Source organism: Enterococcus sp. E5-162 (assembly GCF_035725965.1).
Lineage (GTDB): Bacteria > Bacillota > Bacilli > Lactobacillales > Enterococcaceae > Enterococcus_B > Enterococcus_B lactis.
Genome location: NZ_JAPRFV010000005.1, coordinates 1 through 16100, shown reverse-complemented (window position 1 = coordinate 16100; position 16100 = coordinate 1). Strand labels below are relative to the sequence as shown.

14 protein-coding genes and 4 pseudogenes are annotated in these 16100 nt (G+C 36.6%); 7 read left to right on the top strand and 11 right to left on the bottom strand.

What is annotated here, in order from left to right; genetic code table 11:
• Positions 1-130 precede the first annotated feature (130 nt).
• From OZZ83_RS06405 to OZZ83_RS06385, 5 genes and pseudogenes are all read right to left on the bottom strand, one after another.
• Positions 131-535, bottom strand: coding sequence for an organic hydroperoxide resistance protein (locus OZZ83_RS06405; protein WP_002292291.1), 405 nt, complete (start codon positions 533-535; stop codon positions 131-133).
• A gap of 167 nt (positions 536-702) precedes the next feature.
• Positions 703-1338, bottom strand: a complete 636-nt coding sequence (locus tag OZZ83_RS06400; RefSeq protein ID WP_002309696.1) for a DUF998 domain-containing protein — start codon at positions 1336-1338, stop codon at positions 703-705.
• 265 nt (positions 1339-1603) lie between these two features.
• A complete protein-coding gene (locus tag OZZ83_RS06395) occupies positions 1604-2656 on the bottom strand; it encodes a PTS sugar transporter subunit IIC (protein ID WP_002291912.1) in 1053 nt (350 codons plus the stop codon).
• 12 nt (positions 2657-2668) lie between these two features.
• Positions 2669-3607 (bottom strand): 2-dehydropantoate 2-reductase, encoded by a 939-nt coding sequence (locus OZZ83_RS06390; protein WP_002291914.1) that lies wholly within the window; start codon positions 3605-3607, stop codon positions 2669-2671.
• Between the two features lie 450 nt (positions 3608-4057).
• Positions 4058-4480, bottom strand: a pseudogene (locus OZZ83_RS06385) (hypothetical protein); the annotation flags it as partial.
• Positions 4481-4572: 92 nt separating this feature from the next.
• Here OZZ83_RS06385 and OZZ83_RS06380 point away from each other — a divergent pair.
• Together OZZ83_RS06380 and OZZ83_RS06375 are read left to right on the top strand one after the other, a co-directional pair.
• Positions 4573-4842: pseudogene (locus OZZ83_RS06380) on the top strand (transposase); the annotation flags it as partial.
• A gap of 29 nt (positions 4843-4871) precedes the next feature.
• Positions 4872-5303 (top strand): hypothetical protein, encoded by a 432-nt coding sequence (locus OZZ83_RS06375; RefSeq protein WP_278023650.1) that lies wholly within the window; start codon positions 4872-4874, stop codon positions 5301-5303.
• Between the two features lie 164 nt (positions 5304-5467).
• Here the strand turns inward: OZZ83_RS06375 and OZZ83_RS06370 are convergent, their stop codons facing one another.
• Positions 5468-6868 (bottom strand): glutamate decarboxylase, encoded by a 1401-nt coding sequence (locus OZZ83_RS06370; RefSeq protein ID WP_002309699.1) that lies wholly within the window; start codon positions 6866-6868, stop codon positions 5468-5470.
• 12 nt (positions 6869-6880) lie between these two features.
• Positions 6881-8392 carry a glutamate:gamma-aminobutyrate antiporter gene (gene gadC / locus OZZ83_RS06365; protein WP_002309701.1) on the bottom strand — a complete coding sequence of 504 codons (1512 nt, stop codon included), beginning with the start codon at positions 8390-8392 and terminating at the stop codon, positions 6881-6883.
• A 456-nt stretch (positions 8393-8848) separates the two neighbouring features.
• Between gadC and OZZ83_RS06360 the strand changes: the two genes are divergently transcribed.
• Positions 8849-10039, top strand: a complete 1191-nt coding sequence (locus tag OZZ83_RS06360; RefSeq protein WP_002335150.1) for an IS256 family transposase — start codon at positions 8849-8851, stop codon at positions 10037-10039.
• Between the two features lie 365 nt (positions 10040-10404).
• Here the strand turns inward: OZZ83_RS06360 and OZZ83_RS06355 are convergent, their stop codons facing one another.
• The gene (locus tag OZZ83_RS06355; RefSeq protein ID WP_002309702.1) at positions 10405-11487 is read right to left on the bottom strand and encodes an IS30 family transposase; all 1083 of its coding nucleotides are present in this window, start codon (positions 11485-11487) and stop codon (positions 10405-10407) included.
• Between the two features lie 302 nt (positions 11488-11789).
• Here OZZ83_RS06355 and OZZ83_RS14725 point away from each other — a divergent pair, with 302 nt between their 5' ends.
• Both OZZ83_RS14725 and OZZ83_RS06350 read left to right on the top strand, forming a co-directional pair.
• Positions 11790-11945 (top strand): DUF4767 domain-containing protein, encoded by a 156-nt coding sequence (locus OZZ83_RS14725; protein ID WP_372537911.1) that lies wholly within the window; start codon positions 11790-11792, stop codon positions 11943-11945.
• Positions 11894-12142, top strand: a complete 249-nt coding sequence (locus tag OZZ83_RS06350; protein ID WP_079997858.1) for a DUF4767 domain-containing protein — start codon at positions 11894-11896, stop codon at positions 12140-12142. The genes OZZ83_RS14725 and OZZ83_RS06350 overlap by 52 nt, the downstream gene beginning before the upstream one ends.
• Before the next feature lie 261 nt (positions 12143-12403).
• Here the strand turns inward: OZZ83_RS06350 and OZZ83_RS06345 are convergent.
• The 3 genes and pseudogenes from OZZ83_RS06345 to OZZ83_RS06335 form a co-directional block, all read right to left on the bottom strand.
• Positions 12404-12637 (bottom strand): annotated as a pseudogene (locus OZZ83_RS06345) (transposase); the annotation flags it as partial.
• A 257-nt stretch (positions 12638-12894) separates the two neighbouring features.
• The gene (locus OZZ83_RS06340; RefSeq protein ID WP_002309705.1) at positions 12895-14196 is read right to left on the bottom strand and encodes a PTS sugar transporter subunit IIC; all 1302 of its coding nucleotides are present in this window, start codon (positions 14194-14196) and stop codon (positions 12895-12897) included.
• A gap of 11 nt (positions 14197-14207) precedes the next feature.
• Complete coding sequence (locus OZZ83_RS06335; protein WP_002309706.1) at positions 14208-14825, bottom strand: hypothetical protein; 618 nt, start codon at positions 14823-14825, stop codon at positions 14208-14210.
• 40 nt (positions 14826-14865) lie between these two features.
• On the opposite strand from OZZ83_RS06335, the gene OZZ83_RS06330 reads away from it, so the two are divergent.
• On the top strand, positions 14866-15558 hold the full coding sequence (locus OZZ83_RS06330) for a MurR/RpiR family transcriptional regulator (protein WP_002301588.1): 693 nt from the start codon (positions 14866-14868) through the stop codon (positions 15556-15558).
• A 407-nt stretch (positions 15559-15965) separates the two neighbouring features.
• Positions 15966-16100, top strand: a pseudogene (locus OZZ83_RS06325) (IS6 family transposase); the annotation flags it as partial.

The following is a 16100-nucleotide window of genomic DNA, read 5'->3' as shown; positions in this document are numbered from 1 at the left end:
TTTTGCCTCCTTGTTCTATTCGATCAATCGTCCATATACCGCTATTAATTACCGTAACTACATGTTTCTTTTACTAGCGTTTCTTTATAGGATCTTTCATAATCTCATTTATAGTAACAATAAGAATCCCTTATTCTACTATAGTCACTTCCACATCAATATTGCCTCTTGTTGCTTTAGAGTATGGGCAAAATGCGTGGGCTTCTTCTGCGATTTTCTCTGCTTGGTCCTTCTCAAGTCCTGGCAAAGAAACTTCTAAAACAACCCCGATTTGGTAGCCCCCATCTTCTAATTGAAATAAAGATACCCGTGCTTTGACTTCAGAATCAGACTCAAGATTATTTTCTTCCAGCATGTGTTGAACCGCGCCGTTGAAGCAAGATGCGTATCCAGCCGCAAAAAGTTGTTCCGGATTTGTCCCTTCACTATGGATTCCTGGGCGGTCGATCTTCATGTGCATACTTCCGTTTGGTGCCTCAACCTCGCCATCACGGCCTCCACGATTGATCATTGCTGTTTCGTACATTTTTTTCATTGAGATCATCCTTTCTTTCGTCGTTCTATATTAAGTGTAACGAGTATTTTTTAATCTGACAAAGGTAATGCTTGCATTCGGCGACATCAGTTAGACAACATCGATGATCAGTGATAGAAGCAGTTTATCTATACAAAAAAAGAAGGGTTCTATGATATTTGGTGTTGTTACTCAAGGCGAGTAAGGACACCAAATATCATAGAACCCAAATAGTTAAAGAAAAAACTTAATCGTTGAAAGAAGCCCAATTGCTTAAAGAAGGCAAACTGACTAATCGACGGAATCCGTGCTAATCCGTAAAGACCTGCAATTAGTAAACTAATAACTGTTAAAACAAGATAAAAATGGCTAAGCGTACCATGACCACTTTGACGATAAAGCAGAACAAGTAACAATGGGAAAAGTAGAAAGCCTGCATAGCCTAGCCCAGAACCTATATTATGGATCCAAGTCGATAGATTCCAAGAACTTTCATTCGTATTGATACTGAATAACCCAGTAAAAATACAATCACCTATCCCATATAAACCAACTGTTGCAACAGCAAGTATTGCAAGTGTTTTTGATGTTCCAACAAATAGGTGATACAACGCAGGCAACGAAAGAACAAAAAAAAGTCCAGATACAACTGACCAGACCAAGAAAGCACGTCTGACTGGACTATCTACGTCACCAAACACACTAATTACGGTAGTCATTTGATTCAGTTTGGGATAAAAAAGGCCAAGGATATACGGTGTCGATAAATCACTAATCACACCTAATAATAAAAAATAAAAACCATATTTTTGCAAAAAAATCATTTTCTTCCCCTACTTTTTAGTGATTATTCGATACATCCAACAATCAAATTTTTTCACATTTTAACACATATTTTTATTCTAGTTGCCTTTTGAACAATCAATAACATAAAGGTGAGTTTCTTCTACATTTTAAAAAATCGAATGGCACTGAAGAGTTCAGTTGTCAGCATCAATCTCCTACTCAAAAAGGCAAAAAAACGTAAGTCAGATGTTGTTGACATCTCACTTACGCATCCATTGATTGAAAATTTCTTAGTAAAATCTACTAGCCTAAAAATTTGAAGACTTCTTCTCGATCATACAGTTTAAATACTTTCTCGCATAAAAATTGAGTAATTAGTGCCGCAAAAACAGGGATGACTAACCAACAAAGAACAACAAGAAAGCCATTTAGCCCTGCATCTAAAGAAGCCAACGGACCAACAAGTCCGACCACGCCGAAACCAGCAGAAGCAGGCGTACCTGAAATAGAAAATAGAGCGACAGGAATAGCTGTAATCACTGCACTAACTAAACAAGGAATAAGAATCACAGGTTTTCTAAATAGATTAGGCATCATCATCTTCATAGCGCCTAAAGCAATCGCAATTGTCACACCTGACTTATTAACCTTCCAAGAGTTCACTACTAAAACAAAAGTGGTTGCAGCTACGCCCATCGCAGCCGCACCAGCAGAAACACCATCTAGTTGGATTGCCATTCCGATTGCTACTGTTGAAATAGGAGAGATAATCAAAAAGGCAAAGGAACAACCAATCAAGATAGACATTAACAGCGGTTGTAAGGTAGTGAAGTTATTAATCAATGATCCAATTGCAGAAGTAATTGCTGTTACAAAAGGGAATAAATAAAAACCAAGTAAACCTGCACCTACACCTACAACAATCGGTGTTAACACAATCGACACTGACCCAAAACTATTTCCAATCAGTAAAATCAGCCCGACAGCAATCGATGCTGTCAGCATCGTATTAATAATATCGCCTGTACCAGCACCAACGTAAACACCCGTTTCACCCAAATCAGGTGTGAATTTGACTACACCAGAACCAACAAAAGAAGCTCCGGCTACAACCATCATTCTCATCGGATCAAATCCAAATTGTAAGGCAATCAAACCACCAATGATCAAAGGTGTTGCTAGTTGAAAAATAACTGCTAACTGTGCGATCGTTACCGCAAAGGGATACGCACTAAAATATTTTAAAATGGCACCTAATACTGCATTAGGAATCAATCCAATAATGATTCCTGTTGCTGTACCAGCGAGGACTTTATTCAGAAAAATTTTCGGTGATATTTTTTGTGAAGTTTCCATTCAATCTCTCCTTTATTTTACGTTCAAACTATCTTCTTTTGCATGGACAAGCTCAGTCAAGAAATCACAATAAGGCGTCGCAACACCATATTTCTTCCCTTTTCTAGAAATTGCGCCATTGATATAATCGATTTCTGTTAATCGATGGTTCTTAATCAAGTCTTGATACATTGAAGGATAATGTAACCCAATTGTTTCCGGGTCAAAACAAGATTCACAATGTGCAATGACTTCTGGGACATCTAGTTCAATCTTCTCTACTGCTGCTACTTTGGCAAACTCATTGACAATCGTCGCCACCATTTTATGAGCAGTCGATGTTTTTCCTAGCTCAGCCATATTAACGTCTAAGATTGTGCATAGTCCGTTCATTGTTCCGTTCACACATGCTTTGCGATAAATAGAATAGTGAATATTGTCAGAAAAATGAGCATTTAATCCTGATTCAGACAATTTGTCTGCTAATTTTTTTGCAGCTGCTTCTTTTCCATCACCTAAATTTTGTAATTCTACTGAACCACTTCCAAATAATTTGACCTGACCAGGACCTTCAAGACCTGCCGTCCACATGGTATTTCCAATATAGATATTTTCCATTGGTACAAATTTCTCAATAATATCTTCATGCCCGATACCATTTAATAGACATAAGACCTCTGTATCTTTTTTGATTAATGATTGGATATCCTGCAGCATTTTTTCCAGCTGCATCGCTTTGGTAAATAGAATAATCAGATCAACTTGATCTTCTTTTTCTACTTCGGATTGAAGAACGATTGGTAGTTTTGCTTCTACCTCTTTACCATTAAAATTTGCTTGTAATCCATGTTCTTTGATTTGTTGGACATGTTCTGCCCAGCCATCGATTAATAATACTTCGTTCCCACTTTGGTGAAGCATCAACCCAAAGCGACTTCCCATTGCGCCAGCGCCTGCAATTGCTATTTTCATTGATTCTTCCTCCTTTTTCTTTCTATTATACTCATTTGAGAATCTTTTCACAACCTCGTTTTGTTATTCTTCTCTTATTTATCATGTTTATATCCACCATTCAAGTTATTCTATCAGCAAATCAATAAAAACTGGAATAGAATCCCAATTTTATCGTAAGAGAAACTAGACTAGCAATAAGAAAATAGAAACATTCATAGAAAAAACCTCACTCCTCTGATTATAAAAGAGGGGGCATTAACCTCGTGTATACTAAAACCTTCCATTCATTCGATGGATGATTTTCTTTTTGTGAAAAAATATTCATTGTAGTACGATGTTGCGCAACACAGACGGATGGTATTGCTTATTAATTATTAAAATCGAACAATACACTTATTTAAAAACTTCTTTCCCAGATTTTCTTCCATTTTTACAGTTATAACTAGTATTATCATGAAAAATAGCCTTTTATTGTCTATGGGAATAATAATTTAAAATTGGTACTTTTTTATTAATTAGTTCATCGCCCAATAATCTCTCCAGTTTCTTAGCATCTCCTGACTCAACCGGAATTATCCAAGCCCAGTCCAAATAATTTTTTAAAATCTCATCATATTTTGCAAATATTTCATTGCCATATTCCGTCCTTAAAATTATATTTTCAGTGCCAGACAAGTGATTTGTATTGAGTTGATAAAAAAGATCTCCATCTAAAAAAATATCATTAGAAGAAGATTTCCCCACAGTAATGACCATTCCATCAGCTCTATGTGTTACATACAAATAATTGTATGACCTCATTTCACCTAATGAATCAATTATTTCTTGCCCTTTAGCTCTAATATATTGATCTCTATTACCTATCTCACTCTTATTTAACAAAAGTTTGGATAGGCTACAATTAACTATGGATAGGCTACAATTAACTAGACAGAAAAATTAAGGTGTGTAGACTAGAAGAAAATATACCAGGAGGAATTTTTATGTCTAAGAGAACACGAAGAACTTTTTCACAAGAATTCAAGCAACAAATCGTCAATCTTTACTTAGCTGGAAAGCCACGTGTAGAAATCATTCGAGAATATGAACTAACGGCTTCAGCATTTGACAAATGGGTAAAGCAATCTAAAACGAGTGGTTCATTCAAAGAAAAAGATAATCTTACGCCTGAACAAAAAGAATTGTTAGAACTACGTAAAAGAAACCAGCAATTAGAAATGGAAAATGATATTTTAAAGCAAGCAGCGCTGATATTCGGATATTTCAACCTGATAAGACTTACTTGTTAAATGAAGAGCAACGCGCTTTGTACTTAGAAGTTCATGAAATTCTTGAACAATGGCGAAAACAAAACAATTTATTTCTGCGTTGGAATGAGAATTCTATTCGTAAACTAACCATTAGTTTAAGTCTTTTAAATGAGCATAAACGGAAATCTCCAATTGAAGTATTCATAGTAGCTCCGTCAGACTTTAGGTATTTATACTATCGACAACAGTTAGAAGACATTTTGGGAGAACACTTTTCTATTAGTAATATCATTTGTAAACAACTTAGAGAAATAGTAGACGACACTTTCTTTTGTACTCAGCGGATTATACTTTGCGATAGTTCTTTATACCAAGAAGGCTTAGGTAGTGAGAAAACAATTATATATCCGATTACTTTTCAAACAATTCATACTGTTATCGATCAATTGAAAAAGCAAATTTGACTGAACTACTTACAATAAGAGTAATGATGAATAGAACAACAGCTAAGATTGAGAGTGTAACAAATGAATATCATATATTTATTCAAATAGATTTAAGGAGCTGTGTGGTAATCACAACTCCTTTTATTAGTTAATTAACTTCTTTTATATTTCTCTGAAGAATTTTAGTGAGTAAAGCCGTACGTTTTCACATCCTGTTTTTTATGATAAACAATATGAGCTTTATTCAACTCTTCAATTGCTTGGTTCATATCTTGTACATAATCACCAGCCATGTTCATTCCAAAGTCTGCTCGAACAACTAAGCGTTGAATAATTAATTGATCCAAGTCTTTAGGTAATGGGTAGGCTGGGACTTGCCATCCCTTCATTAACAGACGATCAGATAAATCATATAGTGTCCATTCGCGATTGGGATCTTCTTTCAGCTTATAGCACACAAGTGGCAATTCTGATCCATCATTAATGATTTCAAAAATACCAGTTTTTTCGATCTCTTTGGCTAAATAAACAGCAACATCATGAGTTCTTTGGTGAATATCACGATAACCATCAAAGCCATAGCGTACAAAGTTGTAGTATTGACCAATTAGTTGTGCTGCACTATGAGAGAAGTTGATAGCCATAGTTGGCATTTCTCCACCTAAGTAACTAACTTTAAATACTAATTCTTCTGGTAAGTATTGTTGGTCACGCCATAAGACCCAACCCACACCTGGATATACCAAACCATATTTGTGACCTGAAGAATTAATTGAGATAACATTTTTCAATTGAAAATCCCAAACTAGATCAGGTTCAGTAAATGGTGCATAAAAGCCACCCGATGCAGCGTCAACATGAATGTATACTTTATAGTCAGTTTGTTTATTGTGAGCTTCAACTAAATCATTCAGACCCTTGATATCATCATAACGACCAGTGTAAGTAATACCCATAATACCTACAATACCAATTGTGTACTCATCCACATAATCCATGACAGTATCTAGATTAATTGACATATGTTTTTCATCCATTGGGACTTCTCTCAGTTCCACATCCCAATATACACAGAATTTTTCCCAACAAACTTGGTAACCAGAAGAGATCACCAGGTTAGGTTTTTTTGCTTGAATATCAAGACCTAATTTTTCAGCACGTTTACGCCAAGCAAATTTCATGGCCATACCACCCAGCATGCAGGCTTCTGAAGAGCCGATCGTTGAAGTTCCCATGAATTTTTCATTATTTGGAGCATGCCATAAATCAGCAATCATATTTACACAGCGGTTTTCAATTTCCGTTGTTCGTGGGTATTCTGATTTATCAATTGCATTTTTTTCTAACGTTTGGGTCATCAATTTCACTGCTTCAGGTTCCATATACGTTTGACAAAAAGTAGCTAAGTTTAATCGCGCATTTCCTTCATCCAACATCTCGTCTTGTACTAATTGATAAGCAATTCGTGGTTCAATGGATTCTTTGTTCAACTTATATTTAGGCAAGACAACATCCTCACTTGCAGAGCCAAAAATTGGTTCCAAATAGCTTTTTTCTTCTTGATTATCTTTTCCGTATAACATAATGAATTCCTCCTAATGTTTTAAAATATGTTCATCATTTTTTGTAACGTGGTGCTCTCCTCTAGCAGCTGGATAAACAGCGGGATTAACGTCTTCAGCTTTCACGTGAGTAGGTTCCTCAATAGTTGTGTGAGCACTTTTATCATGTACTTCATAAATGATAAAAGGTAAAAGAACAGTCACTACAAAGCTAATAAGTAGTATGATTTGGTATGTTCGGTGCTCACTAGCTGCAATTGAAGCTGGTGGTACAAAAGAGATAAGCAATGCGAACACTGATAAAATAAAACCAATTCCACCGATAATCGTTTTGCCAACAGTTTTTCCTGGTACATTGTAAGTTCGTTTTAAGTCTTTTTTCTTAAAAACTAATACAAAGTAACCTAGGAAAAATAGTAAATATCCTACGAGATAAATAACAACAGTTAAGGAGATTGCTACTAAGAATGATAAATTGTTGCCTCCTCCACCAAAAGTTAAGACTGCTGCCCAAATAGTAACGATAATTCCTTGTATCATAATCAACGGAACTGGAACGCCTTGTTTATTAGTTTTCCGGAAGAAAACTGGTAACAGACCTCGCTGAGCAGCTGCAAACATCCCTCGTGATGGACCAACTACCCAAGAACTAACTTCACCCATAACGCCAAAGGCAATCATGAGAGCAATCACTTTTACCAACCAATGCAAATGACTGTTAAAATGTAAAATAAGCATTTCAAATGTTTGGATTACACCAGCACTGAGAGACAAGTCATGTTGTGGAATAACCGCTGCTACTGAGAAACCGCCGATTGCATCTAAGGCGATGGCCAAAATCACTAGTAAAAACATTGCCAATGGGTAGTTTCTTTGGGGATTTTCCAGCTCATTAATATGTGATGCTGAAGCTTCTACGCCCATATAAGCCAATATAAAAGATACAAATACTACTAAAGTTGAAAGCTGAGAAAAGTCAGGAATAAAAGCTTTCGCATTAATAGCCATTTGAATCGGATTACCGCCGATAAAGTAGGCTGCTGCTAAACCAAAGAGAATGATCGAAGGAATAACAATTCCAATGACAAATCCTGCTTTAGCAATTTTAGCGGTACGATTGGTCCCGCCCAACTGTGAAAAAGTCAGTACCCAGAAAATGACTAATACACCAATAAACTTGATAAATGGATCTGTATTAAGCTCTGGAAAATTAATTACATACGACAGCGCTCCTAGTATGAAGTAGATCATTGTAATAAAACCTACTGTAATTTGAAACCATTGGAAAAAAATAGCTGCAAAACCAAAACGTTCTCCTAAAGTTTGACTAACCCAACTGAAAATCCCACCATCTTTCCATCCTTCAACTGTTGCCATTTCTGCAGCACATAAAGCAACTGGTAGAAACCATAAAATACCTCCCAAAAGAAGAAAGAAAACCAAATGTAATTGTGATGTTGCAAAGGTCGGATACTCATAAACAGTCAAAACCATGGAAGCTGTCAGGGCAAAAAAACCGAATAGAGATAACTTTTTTTTATCCATATTATTACTTCCCTTTCCTATTTAATTTGTCATTCCTACCAAGGTTATGGAAAATCGCTTATTTGAGCTTGCATTATTTTGTCCACCTCTTTTCTACAAGACAAAGTATAGCAAGCAAAATTCTTCTCCACTTCCAGAATTTTTTATTTTCATTTTTAGAAAAGTGAAAAAACTGACAACAAAAGCTTGTTTCTTTCACTCTATTAATATCTTTAGTGAAAAAGCTCGTTTTATATCGTATTCTTCCAGCGAATGTACTTCTCATAAGTCCAAAAAAAGCTGCGAAAAAGAAAGTACCTCGGTACCTACTTTTTCGTAGCTGCACATAACTTGAGCAAGTATTAATCGAAGATACTTTTGTTGAGAGTGTAAAATATTTTGTGTAAATAGAAAAAAGGAAGTCCCTTCTGTAGAATAGAGTTACCACAACACATTCACAGAAGAGAGGACTTCCCTATGAACGATTTTACTACAGAAATTCTAAAGACTCTAGCGAACAAAGGCGATTTAAATGAATTATTCCGTGTCCATTTGGAGAAAGCAGTCAATACGCTTCTCAAAACGGAGTTAACGGCTTTCCTAGATTACGAAAAGTATGATCGCATTGGTTTTAACACGGGTAATTCTCGTAACGGCTCCTATGACCCTACGGTCAAGACCGAGTACGGGGAACTTCATCTCCAGATTCCGCGCGACCGCAACGGCGAGTTCAAGCAACAGACTGTTCCTGCTTATAGACGGACGAATGATACCTTAGAGGAGACCGTCATTCACCTCTTCCGAAAAGGTATTACCATGTCGGAAATCGCAGACTTGATTGAGAAAATGTATGGGCATCACTACACGCCCCAAACCATGTCCAATATAACAAAATCATTTACAGAAGAGGTAACGGCGTTTAAAGGGCGGGAGCTTCATGACCGTTATGCTGCTATTTATATGGACGCAACGTATATTCCGTTAAAGCGGAAAACCGTCGCCAAGGAAGCTATTCATATCGCAGTTGGCATTCGTCCGGACGGATCAAAGGAAGTATTGAGCTATGCGATTGCACCGACTGAATCCATCACGATTTGGGAGGAAATTTTATTGGACCTTCAAGAGCGCGGTTTGAAAAATGTCCTCCTGTTCATCACGGATGGCTTAAAGGGGGTGGTAGGAGCGATTAGTCGGTTCTATCCCAAAGCTCGTTTTCAACATTGTTGTGTACACGTTTCCCGTAATATCAGTCACAAAGTGCGTGTCAATAATCGTAAGGAAGTCTGTGATGATTTTAAAATGGTGTATCAAGCCTCATCTAAAGAGGTGGCGTTGGAAGCACGTGGTGCTTTTGCGAAAAAATGGAAAACCAGCTATCCAAAAGTGGTTGAATCGATTCTTTCGAACGATCACTTGCTCACTTTCTATGATTTCCCCTTGGCCATACGCAAGAGTATTTATTCTACGAACTTGATTGAATCCTTTAATAAGCAAATCAAGAAATACAGCCACCGCAAGGAGCAGTTCCAAAACGAAGAGTCGATGGAACGTTTCTTAGTCTCGTCTTTTGATACTTACAACCAAAAATTCCTAGGTCGCAGTCATAAAGGCTTTCATCAGGCCGAAGGCGAACTTGAACAAATGCTAAGCCAACTGATTGAGAATTAGAAACAATCTGCAGTAGGGAAGAATCATTTACACAAAATTATTGACGCTCCCCTTTAATAAAGGATAGGTACTTATTTTGATGAACCATATTCTGATTGATAATACTACTTGCAAGCACATCACATGGATATTATTCATAATAAAAATAGTATAAAATTAATACTTGTAATTTTTTCCTCTAAACTCAAGAATAAACAATCTGATCGCTGTATCATTTTCTTTTTACTTTGGCTTCCCTTTGCTTTTTTCTTCGCGCACTTAATTCTTAGATAATGCTTAATCAAATGATATCCAATTTTATTCCCCAAATTTCAAGTGCAAGTTAGCCACTTATTGAAATTCATTGGTTATTTAGTTTTTGTTGGTTATCTAGCGGCTAAGGATAGCTCCGATAGCTCGTTCAATAAACACTCACGCGGAGTGGCGTAACCCAATATTCTTCTCGGCAAATTGTTCATCCAATCCTGTACACGACGAATGGTAGTCAACGCTACATCTTCCATACGTGTTCCTTTCGGTATAAAACGGCGAATCATCCCATTATGATTTTCGTTGGTCCCTCGTTCCCATGAAGAATAGGGATGGGTGAAATAAACTTCCGTAATATCTTTAAGAAGTGTGGTTAAACCAGCGAATTCAGCACCATTATCTGAAGTAATCGTTTTGAAAAGCACTTCGAAATCGTTGCCCGCAGCTTCTTTTAAAGCAGTCAGTGCACGATCAACTGGATTAGCTGCTTTTCCATCGATTTTGATGATTATTTCGTAACGTGTTTTACGTTCGGTCAATGTAAGCAATGCTTGGTCTTTGCCAACGCACAGTCCGTTCACCGTATCAATTTCCCAATCACCAAAACGTTCACGAGTATCGACAATATCTGGTCGATTTTCGATCAAATCGCCGAGAATTTCTTTATTCTTCCTACTCTGTGATCGCTTGGTGTTTCGTCGAACCTTGAGATGCAGATCAATATTTTTTGTTTCCAGCCAGCCGAGATCAATATAGGTGTAAAGGGTTGTGGTACAAGGGATTGTCTCATTTGGAAATAAGCCGAGTTTCTTTGCACGACCAACAACGACATCAGGCGCTTGTTTTTCTGTCTTCATTTGATGATCGGCATACGCCATGAACTTTGGCGAAGAAACCCATTTCGGTTGTTTGCGAGAATTTGTTCGTGCGTTTTCGTAAGCGGCTTGACCAGCATCTGCGGAATAAACAAACGATTCATATTCGTAGGTTTTACCATTTTGGACTTGGCGCCTGATTTGGCGAACCGTACCGTCTTTTACTTCGCTATGAATGGTTTGAGGGGCACGTCCGAGTAATTTTGCGATTGCACGATTCGACAAAGGGCGATCGATTTGTTTCCAAGCTTCAATTTTATTTCGTTCTTCATAATCAAGGTGTTTGCCTTTGCGTAAAAATGTGGTATTCTCAGTTTGCGTCATTGTCATTTCATCCTTTATTGATTGTGTAGGAACTTCAATAATACATGAAATTGGGCAATGATGTTTTTTTATTTTATGAAGTGGCTAAGTTCATTTTAAAATTCGCCTCTAAAAACTATTTTCTAGTTTTTTCATTTAATTTGATATTAAATAGCCACATATTAATCAATTTTCATATTAATTATTCATCATATCAGCAAAGTCTTGACTAGTTCTCTCAACAGTACAATCCGAGTGACAATGTTAAATTATACGTACTATAATTCACTGATTCAGTTCTAAATAATAAGTAACAGTCGGTTATTATTAACACACCAATAGTATTGTACTGGTCAGAAAGTGGTGAGGAAGAATTAGGTTACTCTTTAGTTGCTGTTTATTCGGATGCAGAGGCACAAAATCATTTATCGAAGAATTTTTTTTCTTTACCATTAATTCAGGAGTACCCAAAGTGTTAATAACTAGTCAGAATCAAGGGAATCCGAATAATTACTTATACTTTAAAGAAACAGAGAATAAAGAGCTTAAAGATAGTTTTAGTAATATTGTGAATAGTAGTGTAACTTTAGATGATGTGAAATCAAATTTTACCAAAGATGAACAACTCAGCTACTTTATCAGCAACTATGGTCAATTGAGGCTATCTAACGACTGAAAATGATGGCAATGGTACAAGGATTACATATTATGTTGATGAGTCTATTCCAAATGATAAGCAAGCTATATCAGAAGCAATTGAACATCTGGAAACAATTAGTCTATCTGTTCAGCAGAAGGTTGGAGAAGGGATAACAGTAATTGATTAAGCTAGAAACCTTGAATTGTAGGTTTTCTGGCTCTTTGTCAATAAGGGCTGATGAGTTGTGCTAAATCAAATCTGGATCAGAATGAACTTCATTCTGGCTCAGATTTTTTGTTATCTTACTTTGATTAATTGATTAATCATATAAATCTGTATTCTCATATTCTCAAATGATTTAACCCCGTAGGATGCTCTTTTCAATGCCTTAATATGCGTGTTTTTTGCCTCTATTTTACCGTTAGAATAAGGATAAAACATTTCATTTCGTATACCTTCTTTATTTTTGAGTAAGTTTTGTAATTTTTTTCTAAATTCTTTGCCTAAACTTTCTAGAAGATGTTCCAGTAATATCAAGGGCAGTTTAACATTGTAGGTTTGGGGAGACGGATGTTTTTTGGACCTTTTTCAACACATCCCTGACTCTTCCGACATTGAAGAAGAATTAATATTCCTAAAGATCACTTAATCCGTTGCTTATTCTGCCAATCGAATATCTCTTTACATATACTTTTTTATAAAAAATAGGTTGATGGGAAACCCTAAGATTTCCCATCAACACTAAATAGTATAGAACCATATTTTCGTTACAAGGTTAAGAATGACGACTATAGTTTTTCATCTACTAATTTTGTTTTATTGCTCTCCATGACTTTAAAAAATGGATAGTAGATGAAGATGCTGATGACGATCAACAGTAGGCAAAAGAGAATATTGCGCCAGTCCATACTTGAAAGATAAGCTTGTGCAAAAAAAGGTGTGAAGGAAGGATCGACGATAAATCCAATCCCAATCCATCCTAGTTGCTGAGCAAAGTAGGTCAGCAATAATGAAATGATGGGCGTAATCAAAAATGGAATTGCCAAAATAGGGTTAAAAACGATAGGTAATCCGAAAATCACTGGTTCGTTGATGGAACAGATTCCAGGAACCAATGACAATTTTCCAATTGTGCGATATTCGGGTACTTTGCTTCGCATCATCAATAAAACCAAACCCAAAGTACCACCGGCTCCACCAAGTACAGAAATACGGAACATTTGTAAGTTCATTAAGTGTGTCATGGTCTCACCATTTGCCAGTTGTTCAGCATTCAAACCAGTTTGAGCCATTCCCAATGTAAAGACGATAGGGAAAATAATTGACGAGCCATTGATACCAAATAGCCATAGGATGTTACCCAAAGTCACGATCAATAAGAAACCACCTAGACTGCCAGCGATGTTCGTTGCTGGAGTCAGGACTTCCATCACTGCTTCAGGGAAGATTTTGTTTGTTGCTGCCAAGAAAATCAGATTGATGCCATAAAAGATGAATATATTTGTCAGCAGTGGAACGAGCATATTGATAAAGGTTGCTACCATGGGTGGAACTGTATCTGGGAGTTTCAACTTAATATTTTTTACTTCAAATAGTCGGTTGATTTCCACTACTAGCAAGCCGATGATAATTGCGACGAACAATCCGTTTGTCCCAAGGAAATTAAGATTGATGGCACCTTCTTCCACTGGTGTACAAACCATTAGATAAATGACAGATGCAACCATGCCATTCATGGAAGGATTAATTTTGTATTCATTGGCAAGGGAAAATGCAATGCCAAAAACACTAATGAATCCGATGATTCCCATTGTCAAATTATAAGGGGCTGTGATGAGATCATAATTTGCTACGGCAAAATCTTTCCAGCTGGCCATAAATTTCATGAAAATATTAGCTGTATCTGGATTGTATTGATCAATATTGATGGGTGGATTTGCAAAAATCAGAAAAAAAGAACCGATAACAATAAAGGGTAGGCCAAACATCATACCGCTGGATATAGCTTTTAGGTGGCGCTGATTACCTATCTTGGCTGCGATGGGGCTAAGTATGTCATTCAGTTTCATGATAAACGCAGAATTTTCCATATAACTTCCTCCTATACTTGCCAAGGATTAAATGAAAACGTACTTGGCACGACGTGATCTGGATCATAGGTCTCGATGATTTTTTCGTATTGTTCCTTGTAGTCATTATCAACTTTTGCTTGGGGGATCACTTTACTTGCTTCATGCAAAAAGTGTTCTGAACCACGCCCCATTGCCTGTCCCCGAACAGTATGTTTATCCAGCGCAATATCAGGAATTTCTGGAATATATCCCATAGCGAAACTCTTGATAACAATGTTCTTAAGTAAATCCGATGAACGATCTTTTTCAGATTGGCATAGGTAACGAATCGCGTGGAAAAAATACATCGCACGATCGGATTCATTGTATTGGAATTCTTTGCGCATGGCGTTTAAGTTATTGATCATGATGGCGGCCATAGGATTGCCCATGCCCACATCCTCAACACTGATCGCCAATAGCCTTCTCCAGAGTTTCTCTTCAAATTGTGGTGAGGTGATATACATTTCATAAGCAAATTCACAGGCTTCTTTTTCTTTGCCTCGACGAATCGATTTCTGTAATGCTGAGATAGCTTCATCTCCACGTAAGCCGTTACGGGTAGTCATTTTTGACCACGGATCTTGAATAAATTTCGTTTCTGTCATAATATAATACTCCTATTAGATAAAATTTGAGGTGAATCTTATGGATGTTGAAATGCTTATAGATAAATACCAACTGAATGACTCAGAAGCTGAAGTCTTACGATTTATGAAAAAAAATCGTCAGTCTTTAAAAAATATTGGGATTCGTGACGTTGCCAAAGCATCGTATGTTTCTACTGCAACGATTATCAATATGGCGAAGAAAATTGGATATTCCGGTTATAGTGAGTTGGTATTTGCTCTAGGAAACAGCCAATCTGACATTACGATGCCAAGCACATTCTCCAATGAGGAGAAGGAAGCATTCATACATTTAATGTCTGCGTATCGCGATAAACGGATTATGATTCTTGGCTCAGGTTTTTCGCAAAATCTAGCCAATTATTTTTCGGAATCTCTTAATCTATATGGATTTCGTGCGACGGCCAATAGTCATTTAGAATTTCTTAGACAGCAAGTGCAACAAGATATTCTGCTTTTTATTATTTCCAATTCTGGTGATACAGTTCGATTAGCCGAATTAGCTAAAATTGCGAACGATCACTTTATCGATGTGATCGCATTTGTTGGGCAAAAAAATTCAAAAATCGGTACGCTGGCAACATTAACCATTAGCACGGAAACCTATATTCCACAAAAAATATCTGATTACCAACCAAATCTTTTCTTTGGCACGACACTGAATCAATTTGAGCTTTTGTTGAGCGCGGCGCTGAAGGCTATTTATAAATAGAAGAACGCTGTGGCCACTGTTTCTTCAAAATCTAGTATAAAGAATCTTTTTTAGAATGTAAGTGTTTTCTGTGTGTTCTGAACATGTTTAGGAATTTCCAAACTTGTTTAGAAAACTTTCTCATTCCCTCCGCTGTAGAATTGAACGCACCTAAAAAAATCTAAACCAAAATATCTACAAGCTTGGAAAGGATCATAGGTTGTTATTAAAAATAATTTTTATTTTTTTCTTATTAAGTAAGGTACATGATCCTATTTCAACCGTATTAAGACACGTTAAACTTTATCAGTGAAATAAAAATAGGCCTGATGAATCATTTCGATTCATCAGGCCGGTTCTGTTGCAAAGTTTTAAATCTACTATCAGATAAGGTAGAATAATAGAAAAAGATAGCAGGAGGAATGACGATGAGTCATTTTAAAGGAAAGCAATTTCAGCAGGATGTGATTATTGTAGCCGTGGGCTACTATCTTCGTTATAACCTTAGCTATCGTGAAGTTCAAGAAATCTTATATGATCGTGGCATTAACGTTTCTCATACG